15 protein-coding genes are annotated in these 12,629 nt (G+C 48.4%); 5 read left to right on the forward strand and 10 right to left on the reverse strand.

The annotated features are described in order from the left end of the window. Positions 1–199 precede the first annotated feature (199 nt). From HMPREF9370_RS09750 to HMPREF9370_RS09790, 9 genes are all read right to left on the reverse strand, one after another. Positions 200–571 (reverse strand): VanZ family protein, encoded by a 372-nt coding sequence (locus HMPREF9370_RS09750; RefSeq protein ID WP_009117323.1) that lies wholly within the window; start codon positions 569–571, stop codon positions 200–202. Next, complete coding sequence (locus tag HMPREF9370_RS09755) at positions 565–768, reverse strand: hypothetical protein (protein ID WP_009117324.1); 204 nt, start codon at positions 766–768, stop codon at positions 565–567. The genes HMPREF9370_RS09750 and HMPREF9370_RS09755 overlap by 7 nt, the downstream gene beginning before the upstream one ends. Positions 769–851: 83 nt before the next feature. After that, the gene (locus HMPREF9370_RS09760; RefSeq protein WP_009117325.1) at positions 852–1,580 is read right to left on the reverse strand and encodes a YebC/PmpR family DNA-binding transcriptional regulator; all 729 of its coding nucleotides are present in this window, start codon (positions 1,578–1,580) and stop codon (positions 852–854) included. Positions 1,581–1,704: 124 nt separating this feature from the next. After that, positions 1,705–2,295: a hypothetical protein gene (locus HMPREF9370_RS09765; protein WP_009117326.1), complete on the reverse strand. Its 591-nt coding sequence runs from the start codon at positions 2,293–2,295 to the stop codon at positions 1,705–1,707. 11 nt (positions 2,296–2,306) lie between these two features. After that, positions 2,307–3,239 carry a CsgG/HfaB family protein gene (locus HMPREF9370_RS09770; RefSeq protein ID WP_244963446.1) on the reverse strand — a complete coding sequence of 311 codons (933 nt, stop codon included), beginning with the start codon at positions 3,237–3,239 and terminating at the stop codon, positions 2,307–2,309. A gap of 20 nt (positions 3,240–3,259) precedes the next feature. After that, a complete protein-coding gene (locus HMPREF9370_RS09775; protein ID WP_009117328.1) occupies positions 3,260–3,835 on the reverse strand; it encodes a hypothetical protein in 576 nt (191 codons plus the stop codon). An 84-nt stretch (positions 3,836–3,919) separates the two neighbouring features. Next, positions 3,920–4,264 (reverse strand): hypothetical protein, encoded by a 345-nt coding sequence (locus HMPREF9370_RS09780; protein WP_009117329.1) that lies wholly within the window; start codon positions 4,262–4,264, stop codon positions 3,920–3,922. 157 nt (positions 4,265–4,421) lie between these two features. After that, entirely contained in the window at positions 4,422–4,775 is a 354-nt protein-coding gene (locus HMPREF9370_RS09785) for a hypothetical protein (protein WP_009117331.1), read from the reverse strand. A 170-nt stretch (positions 4,776–4,945) separates the two neighbouring features. Continuing rightward, positions 4,946–5,284, reverse strand: a complete 339-nt coding sequence (locus HMPREF9370_RS09790) for a hypothetical protein (protein ID WP_040667155.1) — start codon at positions 5,282–5,284, stop codon at positions 4,946–4,948. A gap of 756 nt (positions 5,285–6,040) precedes the next feature. Here HMPREF9370_RS09790 and HMPREF9370_RS09795 point away from each other — a divergent pair. Beyond that, complete coding sequence (locus HMPREF9370_RS09795) at positions 6,041–6,418, forward strand: PAS domain-containing protein (protein WP_009117334.1); 378 nt, start codon at positions 6,041–6,043, stop codon at positions 6,416–6,418. A gap of 209 nt (positions 6,419–6,627) precedes the next feature. On the opposite strand, the gene HMPREF9370_RS09800 is transcribed toward HMPREF9370_RS09795, so the two are convergent. Next, a complete protein-coding gene (locus HMPREF9370_RS09800; RefSeq protein ID WP_009117335.1) occupies positions 6,628–8,409 on the reverse strand; it encodes a 2-isopropylmalate synthase in 1,782 nt (593 codons plus the stop codon). A gap of 244 nt (positions 8,410–8,653) precedes the next feature. Here HMPREF9370_RS09800 and HMPREF9370_RS09805 point away from each other — a divergent pair, with 244 nt between their 5' ends. From HMPREF9370_RS09805 to HMPREF9370_RS09820, 4 genes are all read left to right on the forward strand, one after another. Further along, positions 8,654–9,778, forward strand: a complete 1,125-nt coding sequence (locus HMPREF9370_RS09805; protein ID WP_009117336.1) for a methyltransferase — start codon at positions 8,654–8,656, stop codon at positions 9,776–9,778. Between the two features lie 228 nt (positions 9,779–10,006). Continuing rightward, positions 10,007–10,462, forward strand: a complete 456-nt coding sequence (gene accB / locus HMPREF9370_RS09810; RefSeq protein ID WP_009117337.1) for an acetyl-CoA carboxylase biotin carboxyl carrier protein — start codon at positions 10,007–10,009, stop codon at positions 10,460–10,462. A 93-nt stretch (positions 10,463–10,555) separates the two neighbouring features. Continuing rightward, positions 10,556–11,914: an acetyl-CoA carboxylase biotin carboxylase subunit gene (gene accC / locus HMPREF9370_RS09815; RefSeq protein WP_009117338.1), complete on the forward strand. Its 1,359-nt coding sequence runs from the start codon at positions 10,556–10,558 to the stop codon at positions 11,912–11,914. Between the two features lie 109 nt (positions 11,915–12,023). Beyond that, positions 12,024–12,485, forward strand: coding sequence for an invasion associated locus B family protein (locus HMPREF9370_RS09820; RefSeq protein WP_009117339.1), 462 nt, complete (start codon positions 12,024–12,026; stop codon positions 12,483–12,485). Positions 12,486–12,629 lie beyond the last annotated feature (144 nt).

Here is a 12,629-nt window from a genome sequence, read left to right on the forward strand (position 1 = left end):
GCCTGTCTGAAAAATCATTTTCAGACAGGCATGATGTCGATCCGGATATGCATCAAACCTTAATCTATAGTCAATCCACTTACATAATAACGATACCGTCATACTCGGGCTTGACCCGAGTATTTTGAGTTCCAATAGGTTTAAGAGATACTCGGGTCAAGCCCGAGTATGACGAGCGTACTATTTTTAAGTTGATTAACTATATATCCTTTATCGCCGCCACATTGCGCGCCAACAGCAAAGCCAAACCCGTGCCCAGCATATCGGCCAAACCGTCCGCCCATTCCGCCGAACGAGTTTGGGTAAACCAAAGCTGCGCCAGCTCGCTGCTTAGCGCAAACACCAGCGCAAAAACCAACAGTGCCACGTAAGGCGGGCGGCGGCGCGCTTCCAAAAAGCTGCGTGCCATCAGCCAAATGAGCGCAAAAAACATGCCGCAGTGGGCGGCTTTGTCAAAATGGGGAAACGGCGGCGCCGAGCCCGAGCTTTCCTTCAAAATACCGAACCAGCACACGGCAAACCACACCAGCGCAAACACCGTATATTTATTGAAAGGTAGGTTTTTCAACATTCTTCGTCCAACCAAGTTTGGCAGATACCCGCCAGCCGCACAAATTTACCGCCGCGCGCATGCAAAATATCGCGCCATTGTGCCACCTCTTGCGCTGCCGGCGCATCTTCCACACTGCATTCATACAGCAAAAAATCCAGCGTTTCGCCCACCACGCCCGGCGCCTCATGCTTTATTAAATCAATGAGTTCCGACATATTATGCCTGTCTGAAAAAGAAACGGCCACGCCGGTTAAGTAAGCCTTCACAGCGCAGCCGTTCACACTATCCAATACTATCTTTACGCTTCAAACTGCAACACGGCGGAGGTGTACACGTTTTGCACGTCATCCAAATCTTCCAGCGCATCAATCAGCTTCTGCATTTTCTCGGCATCTTCGCCCGTGAGCACGGTATCGTTTTGCGCGCGCATGGTGACATCGCCGTCTTCCGATTTAAAACCGGCCTCTTCCAACGTGGTTTTCACTTGCGCCCAGTCCGCCGGCGCCGTAATCACTTCGATCACGCCTTCGTCGTCCACAATCACATCTTCCGCGCCCGCTTCCAAAGCCGCTTCCATCAGCGCATCTTCATCCGCATTGGTAAACACCAAATAGCCCTGATGCTCGAATTGAAACGCCACGCAGCCGTCAGTGCCCAAATTGCCGCCGTTTTTATTGAACGCATGGCGCACATCGGCCACCGTGCGCGTTTTGTTATCGGTCAGGCAATCCACCATCAAAGCCGCACCGCCGATACCGTAGCCTTCATAGCGCAGCTCCACATAATCCGCGCCTTCCACATTGCCCGTGCCCTTATCAATCGCACGCTGCACGTTATCTTTCGGCATATTCGCATCCCAAGCCTTGTCCATCGCCAAACGCAAACGCGGGTTGGAAGCAGGATCGCCGCCGCCCAAGCGCGCGGCAACGGTAATTTCTTTAATCAATCGCGTGAAAATCTTGCCGCGCTTCGCATCCTGGCGCGCTTTTTTATGCTGGATATTCGCCCATTTACTGTGGCCTGCCATATAAAAATCCTTTTACTTCGAAAAATTTTGAGGCGGGTATTTTAACATACCTAGCCTCCCAAGCACTGAAAACAGATAATGCCTGTCTGAAAACTGTTCAGACAGGCATTGCAATCAGTTGAAACTATTCTGATTGAGGTGTGAAAACCGGTTTCTCCTCCGTATTTCTCTCGGTAGAAACCGCCGGTTGCATTACGCTTCCGGAAGCAGAACCACCCGGCCGTGCAATGACACGCACTTTATTCAATTTGTTATTCAAATCCCGAACAGTACGTGCATTTTGTTCCTCTATGCTGTAAAGCTGTTGCAATTCAGGTAACTCAAGCCCGGCTTCCAAAGATGCCATGGACTGCTGTATCTCCGAATTCATTTGCTTCAACGCTTCGCGCACACTGGTTACACTTCGCTCAGGAGCGCCATGCTGCATCCAGCTGGCAATCTGCATAGACATCATTTGCAGGTTTTGCTGACGGCGGTTGATCGCGGGAACACGTTGCGCATACTGGTAACGCTGCAATAGCGCGATTCTGTTAGCATCAATATTCGAGAGCGAAATTTGCGGCATCTGAAGCTGAACGGCCTGCTGGCCACCCTGAGATGCCCTCCCCCCGATATTCGGATCAGGATTATTAACGATAAAAATTTCCGCGTATACCGGCGAAACAGCCGATAACATACCAATCAGCAATGAAATTATTGTTATTTTTTTAAGCATAATCTAACTCCCTAACAACTTTGTTCGCTTGTTTTATAGGGTTTGAGAAATTTATCCAGCAACTGGTACACGCCCTTATCAACCATTTCTTTCACAGCCGCCATTTTCGGGTCGGCCACCTTAGCAGTGTAATCTATACCGTAGTCTTTCTCGCCTATCAAACGGAAGAAATTTTGCGTGTTTTTCATAGCATAAAACGTATTGGTCAGGCTTACTGTAGCCAGCTCGTTGGTACCGTTCACGCGCATTACCGTGCCCGTCCAAGAATCAATGAGACGCATATTGACCGTTACCGTAAGCGCTTGAACATCGCGTGAATACTGGTATTGGTAAATATCGATACCGAGATTATGATTATTAGGCAATACCCCTTCTTCGTCATACTGAGTCAAAGCGCCGGCAATATAATAATTGGAAGGGAAATTTACTCCGGTCGGCACATGTTGTAACGAAGTCATAGTAGAGGAAAAGTTTTGCACAATACCGCCGGGCAACACATAATTCGGATGCAGGAAATTATTTCGCGATTCAATCAAGGTATCGGGAAACAGGGGCGTCTCCACCAAATCAAAATGGCGGAAATGCGACACCGCATCCATTACCATATCCGAAATCGCTGTTGAATTGGCATCGAAAACCTTACCGGTTTTATCCCTGAATGGTGCCACCGCCATGCGGAAATAACCACTGCCCGTTGTTACGCCTGACTGAAGCGCAGTCTGACGGACAGTGTCGAAAAAATCAGCATGCATATCACGCAAACATTCCAACTTTTTGCCGTAAAGAGTTTGATGATCGCTAATCTGCTGGGAGCGCTGCTCGGCCATGGCCTGTACTTTGGCACGTTTGCTTTCACTATTGTAGTAATTGCGCGTATATTTCAAATCCAGTGTAGAACATGCCCCTGCGAACAGCGTAGTCAAGAGCAAGACAGCCGTTTTCATTTTTGTTTTCATTGATTCCGTCATTTTGCGATCGCCTTGAATGTGTTGCGTCCTTTAACATCAACAATAATATTGCTTTCATCATCATCATCAAAGCCGGTGCATACCACGCCAGCACATGCTTTGCCGCCATTTGAGGCAACTGCTGTGGCCTTAATATTGCTGTTACGCGAAGTAACACGCACATTCTGCATTTTCACTCTCGAATTGCCTTTTTTATTGCCGTTTTCAATCACCACAATACCCGCACTATCTCCTTTGGCCGATTGGGTTACACCATCGGTAATGATGCGAGTGTCGCGGATAATGATCTGCTTGTTGAGTGGATTTTCAATTTGAATCAAAGGCTCTTTATCACCGGATTTACCGACAATAGTGCCACCCTGCAAAATCACTTGATTGCCGTTTTGAATCAGCTTACCGCCCTTCAAATTGCGCACCTCGATTTTTTCTTGTTTCAACGCGCCCTTGTTTTCGGAAACCGGTTTTCTTTCAGAAACCGAACCTTTATCGGTAATAGAATTCGGCGCTGCATGGGAAACAGACGCTGCCAGAAATACGCCGCTAAAAGCAAGCACTAATTGACGTTTGGACATGTCTTAAAACTCCTGTTTTAAAGTTAGAAATTGTTCTGCTTTTTCAAGCACACACAATATTGCCCTTCAGCATTGTTCGAATATTTATTTATTCACATAAGCACCGGCAAATGCCTTGTTTCCGTTTGAAGCCTCCGCATGAGCATTTATCTGGGCACCTTCAAGCTTCACTTCCGCCCGCTTTTTACCGTTTTTAATACCTTTATTACTATTATGACTAATTACACCACCTGCCGCAGCATAAGAATTTTCTCCGTCCGCAATAGCCGTGGCATTAATACTGCTGTTATCCAATCGCCCTGTCGCAACATTGCCGTCTATCTTATTAACCCACTTAAGCGATTCATTCTGAATAAAGTCAGTTAAAGGATTGGCACCAGCATGCATGGCAACCAAGCAAAATGCAAACAGCATTACTCTCTTATCCATCAGCCACACTCCTTTGTATATATTAAATAAACCGAAATACTTATTTATCCGATTAAACAAACCGGAAATATCTAAAGCGTGGGCTACTGCCCACGCTTACAATCTTAATGGCATAGGGCATAACCTACCATTATTGATTCAGACAAAAGCCAAAATCTTAATGTTGTGAAGCCACCACACCACCAGCATTGGCTACACTGCCCTTGCCTGTTGAGTTAGCTTTGGCTTTAACTGTTCCGCCGTTAAACACGCCTACGCCTGCGTTCACAGCAACGAAACCTTGACCTACTTTTTGGCTGGCTACCACACCACCGGCATTAGCCAAACCTCCGTCTTGAGCATTTGCTTCAGCATCAATTTTAGCGTTATCATTCACAACACCTACACCGGCATTGACAGAAACATTTTTATCCAAAGCTTTGCTCACCGCATTAACTGCTTCACCAAGGCCATCAGCATGAACACCTGCTGAAACCATCAATGCCAAAAACAATGCAGAAACTTTTTTCATAATTAAAACTCCTAAACTCTATTAATTTAAGGATTAACGGAATTGTTTTCCGCCAAGGAGGCATGCAATAGTTACAATAAAGAGGGGTTTTACCATTGCCTGCTATAAACAGCTGGGTTTATCCCAAACCATTTAATTCTTACAAACTATACAAAATCAAACTATCGTTCTTATTCGGTCCCTGCGATAATACCACCGGCCAAAGCTTTGCTATTGCGCCCATTGGCTCTTGCCCGAGCTTTAATGTCAGTATTTCTCAATATTCCTGCAGACACATTAATACGGGCAGCTTTATTTTTAGTATTCTGATCAGCAATCACACCACCCGCCGAAGCCATACCTCCGTTTGAAGCTTCTGCCTCAGCATCTATCGAACTATTGTCTAATATACCTACCGCAACATTGGCTCTAGTTTTCCCAGTTAAAATATCACTCAACCCGCCAAGACCGAAAGCTGAAGCAGTAACCGGTATCACCAATACACACAGCAACAGATAAGTTCTTTTCACTCCCGCCTCCTAGCTGCTTAAGCTGTATTGAATAAAGTTATATAAACAAGCTGCAATGACTTTGAACAAATGCCACATTTAAATATATTCGATATTAAATCAATAATTATGTTTTACTTTAATATGTCATTGTTATATGTCATTGTACTAAATTAGTCGGTTTCTAACAAAAAAGTTTCCTTTTTTCAGGCAGGTAACTTTTGTTAACAAATACTTTTCAAGCAAAAAATTTCCAAAGGCTTAAACTACTAAGAAGTGGCACAATTTAAGTGCTTTTTCTCAAAACTAATTTTTACAAAAATAAACACTTAACTGATGCAAAATTTATAGTAATTAACAAAATTATTATCCTTTAAATCAATATATTGATAATTTTCATTATGATATTTAAACAACAAACAACATAGATAACCGCATTATTAAACGCATAAAAGGCTATTTGAAATCGGTTTTAGCTTCGCAGTAACCCAAATTGCCCGTTTTCAAACAGCCTTCTTCTATTCAAACCATTCAAATATTCATCTATCCTAATTCCCAATACCGTACCAAAAATAGCGTGGCTATGAAACTGAACTTTTCATACAACATGGTTAAATACAGTACATAACTTTAAGAAAAGTTCAGTTCCACTGCCTTAACGAATTAAGCATTTCACCATAAATATAAAACCGAAAAGTGAACATTCAGTAGGATATTAAGCCTTTCAACCACCTCGTTATAATAAAGCACATAAAACATCACCAAAGGAGCCAGACCATGAACCATCTTCCCTATCAAGCCATGATCGAGCAGATGACAGATTCCGCAATTTATGCAGATAAACAAGGCATTATCCGTGTATGGAACAAGGCATCGGAAAACCTGTTTGGCTTTACTCGGGAAGAAGCATTGGGGCAAAGCCTCGACATTATTATCCCGGAACACCTGCGCGCCCCACATTGGCGTGGTTTTCATGCCGCGATTACCACTGGAAAAACCAAACACGGAGGTAAAGCCACCCGCACCAAAGCCTTGCATAAAAACGGCGGCTTTATTTATGCCGAAGTCAGTTTCTGCGTGATTACAGACCCGATAAGCGGCGAATGCGGTTCACTCTCCACCGCAAGACCCGCACCGCCCAAAGAAAAAAATTAAACGTATCGTAGGAAAAGCCAATTATTCAACACAAACCTGGCATCTCTGCCCATTATGCATGGCCGTAAGATTAAAGAGATACCTACCCCACGCCCGAGCATTAGCGTGAGTGGTAGGAATATGAAAATGCCTGTCTGAAAACAAGCAACGCGGGTTACTGCGAAACTAAAACTTTTTCAGACAGGCATTGTTTATCAGCCGGTTAAATCTTAGATCACACCTTGTGCTTTAATCCGTTCGGCACTTTCCAATTTGCTCAAAGCGGAAAGATACGCTTTGGCGGTTGCCACCAACACATCGGTATCGGCACCCTGCCCGTTGGCCACACGGTTGCCGCGTGCAAGGCGCACAGCTGTTTCCCCTTGGCTTTCCGTGCCCTGCGTTACCGCATTCACAGAATAAAGCTGCAAGTTCGCGCCGCTTTGAACGATGCTTTCAATCGCTTTGAAAATCGCATCAACCGGGCCGGAACCGGTGGCGGAAGCATGTTTTTCCTCGCCTTTTACGCTAAACGTGATTTCAGCGCGCGGCTCTTCGCCGGTTTCGGTTGAGATGCGTTGCGAAATGAATTTGTAGCTTTCCGCCATGCCTGCCAATTCGTCCGACACCAGTGCGTGTAAATCTTCATCGAAAATTTCGCGTTTTTTGTCGGCCAACTCTTTAAAGCGGGCAAACGCGGCATTCAAAGCTTCTTCGCTTTCAAGCTGGATACCCAAATCGGCCAACTTAGTTTTAAACGCATTGCGGCCGGAAAGTTTGCCCAAGCTCAAGCGGTTGGCTGCCCAGCCTACGGATTCGGCCGACATAATTTCGTAGGTTTCGCGGTGCTTCAACACGCCGTCTTGGTGGATGCCTGATTCATGGGCGAAAGCATTGGCGCCCACAATCGCTTTATTCGGCTGCACGGGGTAGCCGGTAATGGTGGAAACCAGTTTCGACGCGGGCACAATCTGCGTGGTGTCGATACCGGTTTCAAAGCCGAACACATCATGGCGGGTTTTCAGCGCCATCACGATTTCTTCAATAGAAGCATTGCCTGCGCGCTCACCCAAGCCGTTTACCGTACACTCCACTTGGCGCGCACCGCCCAACACGGCAGCCAGCGAATTGGCTACGGCCAAACCCAAGTCGTTATGGCAGTGTGCCGACCATACTACTTTGTCGCTGCCCGGTGTTTTTGCAATCAATTCGCGGAAAAAAGCTTCGGTTCGGTGTGGCACTGAATAGCCTACGGTATCGGGAATATTGATGGTGGTGGCGCCTGCTTCAATTACCGCGCCGCAGATTTCCGCCAGAAAGTCGATTTCCGAACGCAATGCGTCTTCACATGAAAACTCCACATCGTCCGTGTATTCTTTGGCGATTTTTACGGCTTTCACCGCTGCTTCAATCACCTTTTGCGGCTTCATCTTCAGCTTGTATTCCATATGGATCGGGCTGGTGGCAATGAAGGTATGGATACGGCGGTTTTTCGCGGGAGCGATGGCTTCACCTGCTTTACGGATATCGTTTTCCACCGCACGTGCCAGCGTACACACGGTCGCGCGGGTGAGCGTTTTGGCGATTTCGTTAACGGCTTCAAAATCGCCCGGGCTGGCTGCCGCAAAACCCGCCTCAATCACGTCCACACCCAATTTTTCAAGTTGGCGCGCGACACGCAGTTTTTCCTCTTTGGTCATCGCAGCGCCGGGCGACTGCTCGCCGTCGCGCAGTGTGGTATCGAAAATAATGATGCGGTTATGGGTTGGCATAGCGGGTTTCTCCAGTGTGGTTTGTTGGTTCATAAATGCATTCAAATCAAGCGGGCGGCCTTGTGCTTCGGCCAACGCACTCAGCTTTTGTAGCTGATTGAGCGGCATCGAGCCGCGTGTGCGCCATTTATATATTGCGGCGGTGCTGGCCGCATTGTCGGGGTCGTGTTTTTTTAAGGCCTCAGCCAGCGCGTTCACGCCGCCGAAGTAAGCGATTAGTCGGTCGATGTCCAGCTGCATGGTTATACCTGTCTAATATCATCGTGGTTTGTTGTTGCCGATTATACGCAAATTAGACAAAACAGCAATCACTTTATTTAATTTTTATAAAATTTCATGTTTTTAGATAAAATTTTTATACATATTGTCTAATTATTTTTTCAGAAAGGCATGCCGCAATGGAACAACAACGAACCTGCCAACTTTCTTTTGCATGCGGCCTTCATTGAGATATACTCTTTCCATCTCTTTTCAAAGCCGCCTCATGCCACACCCCGCACCCCCACCCAATCCACAAGCGTCTGCTATCGAATGGCGCACGGAAAGCACGCAAAAAGCGCCGCAAGCTATTGTCAGCGTTCAAGAATGCAGCGCAGACGCCGTGTTAAAGCGCGCTTATGCCAACACCGCAACGCTCTGGCAGGGCGATTTCCACAATGCCAAACAAGTGCTGGCCGCCATCAAAAAACGCCTGCGCAAACCTGCCGCCAAAGCCGCAAACCAATCCAAGCACCCGGCGGAAATCTTCCACACACACCGCATGCAGCAGGCACAACAAGCACGCCTGATCAATATGCTGGCGGTTGAAGTCCAGCCCGGCTTCACGCTCAAACTGTCACGCGCACCCGATATACACGCCGCACTTTTGGAAGTGTACGGCGAAGAAAACACCCGCTCTTTCCTGCTTCCGCTCAACCAATTACTCGGCTTTATCGGCGCCCACGAATGGCATAAAAAAGGGGTAGACATTGCCGCATTAGGTGCACACATTCACGTTCCGTTCGGTGTATTTTCCCCTCTCCGCGGCGAATATCTCGACTTAATCGCCCAAGCCCCTCTGCCGCCAAACTGCCGCACTGCTTTCGACATCGGCACCGGCAGCGGCGTGATTGCCGCTTTACTCGCCCGACGCGGTGTTCCGGCCGTTACCGCCACCGACACCAACCCGCGCGCCATCGCTTGCGCACATGCCAACCTCAAACGCTTAGGCCTGTCTGAAAAAGTGGTTTTACAGCAAACCGATTTATTCCCGCCCGGCAAAGCCGATTTAATCGTATGCAATCCGCCCTGGCTGCCCGCAAAACCCTCTTCTGCCGTTGAAACCGCGCTCTACGACCCCGAAAGCGCCATGCTGAAAGGTTTTTTAAACGGCGTTGCAAAGCATCTAAACGAATCGGGCGAAGCATGGCTGATTATGTCCGACTTAGCCGAGTATTTGGGCCTGCGGACCTCTGATGAATTGGCCCAAATCATCAGCCATGCCGGTTTGCAGATCGCCGGCACAATCTGCACCCAACCCGGCCACAATAAAGCGAAAAACCCGCATGATCCGCTTGCTTTCGCCAGAAGCCGGGAAACCACGCGCCTATACCGTTTAACAACAATCTGAGCGGCTTTCCACACTCTTTCAAAAAATGAATAAAATCGCAACGAAAATGCTTTTTCACAGAAAATATGCGTATTTTTCTATATTTTGCTGGACATTTAACAGCAAAATATAGAAAATAGATTTTTAATCAAACAACCGGTTATATCAAAAACCTACCGTTCAAAATTTCTCATTGCTGCTTTCTCCAAGCAACAGCAAACCCTATCTATTACGATCTAAGGATAAAAAATGGACTTACGCAAACTGAAAAAACTAATTGATTTAGTTGAAGAGTCAGGTATCGCCGAAATTGAAGTAACCGAAGGCGAGGAAAAAGTTCGCATTACCCGCTCTACCACTGCACAACCTGTTTACGCAGCACCTGTTCACCACGTCGCCGCCGCAGCGCCTGCCGCGCCCGCACCCGTTGCCGCTCCGGCAGCAGCTGCTCCCGCTCCGGCCGCCGATTCGGCAAACGCACAAAAATCGCCTATGGTCGGCACTTTTTACCGCGCGCCAAGCCCTTCTTCCCCGCCTTTTGTGGAAGTCGGTCAAAGCGTGAAAGAAGGCGACACACTCTGTATCATCGAAGCCATGAAGCTGATGAACGAAATCGAAGCCGAAAAATCCGGCGTGATTAAAGCCATTCTGGTTGAAAACGGCCAGCCCGTGGAATACGGCGAACCATTGTTTGTCATCGAATAAGATTCTTTTCAGACAGGCATCATGCCTGTCTGAAACATTCTCACAGCATATCTATTTGCCCGTGCAAATACCTATCTTCCGAAGGAATTATTCATGCTGAAAAAAGTATTGATTGCCAACCGCGGCGAAATCGCACTGCGCGTATTGCGCGCCTGCCGCGAACTGGGCATCGCCACCGTAGCCGTGCATTCCGAAGCCGATAAAGACAGCCTGCATGTCAAACTGGCCGACGAATCCGTCTGCATCGGCCCCGCACCTTCCCCTCAAAGCTATCTGAATATCCCCGCCCTGATTTCTGCGGCCGAAGTAACCGGCGCCGACGGCATCCACCCGGGTTACGGTTTTCTGGCCGAAAACGACCGTTTCGCCGAACAAGTGGAGCGTTCAGGCTTCACCTTTATCGGCCCGCGCCCCGAAACCATCCGTTTGATGGGCGACAAAGTGTCTGCCAAACACGCCATGATTGAAGCCGGCGTGCCTTGCGTTCCCGGCTCCGACGGTGCGTTGCCCGAAGATGATAAAGAAATTCTGAAAATCGCCGATAAAGTGGGTTTCCCAGTCATCATTAAAGCCTCCGGCGGCGGCGGCGGACGCGGTATGCGCGTGGTCGAGAAAAAAGAAGACCTGCTCAAATCCGTGGAAATGACCCGCACCGAGGCCGGTGCAGCATTCGGCAACCCCATGGTTTACATGGAGCGCTATCTGCAAAAACCGCGCCACGTTGAAATCCAGGTTTTGGCCGACGAACACGGAAATGCCATTTACTTGGGCGAGCGCGACTGCTCCATGCAGCGCCGTCACCAAAAAGTGATCGAAGAAGCGCCCGCTCCCGGCATTACCCAAGCCGAGCGCGAAAAAATCGGCGAAGCATGCGTGGCCGCATGCAAACGCATCGGCTACCGCGGCGCCGGTACGTTTGAATTCCTATATGAAGACGGCGAATTTTTCTTTATCGAAATGAACACCCGCGTGCAGGTTGAACACCCTGTAACCGAGCTGGTAACCGGCATCGACATCGTGCAGGAACAGCTGCGTATCGCCGCCGGCCTTCCTTTGCAATACACGCAGAAAGATGTTCAAATCAAAGGCCATGCCTTTGAATGCCGTATCAATGCGGAAGATCCGTACACATTCATCCCCAGCCCCGGCCTGATTGAAAGCTGTCACCTGCCCGGCGGTTTTGGGGTGCGCATCGACAGCCACATTTATCAGGGCTACCGCATTCCGCCCAATTATGACAGCTTGATCGGTAAAGTTTGCGTGTTGGGTAAAACCCGCGAACAAGCCATCGCCAAAATGCTGGTTGCATTGGACGAACTGGCCATTACCGGCATCAAAACCAACACCGCCCTGCACCGCGACCTGTTTATGGACGCAGGCTTCCAAAAAGGCGGCGTCAGCATCCATTACCTTGAGCAATGGATGGCCGAACACAAAGGCAAAAAATCCTAAAAACCCAACCCGCCTAAGCCCGCTTAGGCGGGCTTTACATTTTTCAGACAGGCATCCATACCCAAAGCCATCACAATATATGCCCGTCTGAAACCACGAAAACACACTTATGAAGCGCTCACTTACATTACTTTTCTGCACATTCTTATCGCTGGCCGGTGCCGCCGCCCATGCCCAAGATATTCCCGCTGCATTCCGCGGCCAATGGGTGACCAACTGGGAAGGCAAACCCACCGCCAAAAAAGCCCGCGAATATTGCAAGATGCCCGATATCGACACCGCGGTTACATTAACCGTCCGCAAAAACACCATGACATACAGTTATTGGGAAGCCGGCGAAGAAGTCGACCGCCTGCGCTACACCCTCCGCACCCCCGCCATCATCAAAGGCACGGCGCGCTACATCCAATCCGGTTTCGACACCGACGAAAACGGCGACCTGCTCGATACGGAACGCGTGTTCCGCCGCAATATCAGCTTAGAGCTGAAAAACGGCAAACTGGTCGAACTATTTCTCGACCACACCCCCAAGCCCACTTGGAGAAAACGCATCTGGTACCGCTGCAAATAACCCAATGCCTGTCTGAAAACCACCCGGAGCCGGTGCCTATAAACACCACAGCCTCAAAACCGCAGCAAACGGTTATGAATCAGGCAGTTTACGGCCGGCGCTTCGGGATATTAAGTTTCACAACCATATAGGTTAAAATACAGG

Origin of the sequence: Neisseria wadsworthii 9715, from assembly GCF_000227765.1 — a bacterium.
In the GTDB taxonomy this organism is placed as follows: domain Bacteria; phylum Pseudomonadota; class Gammaproteobacteria; order Burkholderiales; family Neisseriaceae; genus Neisseria; species Neisseria wadsworthii.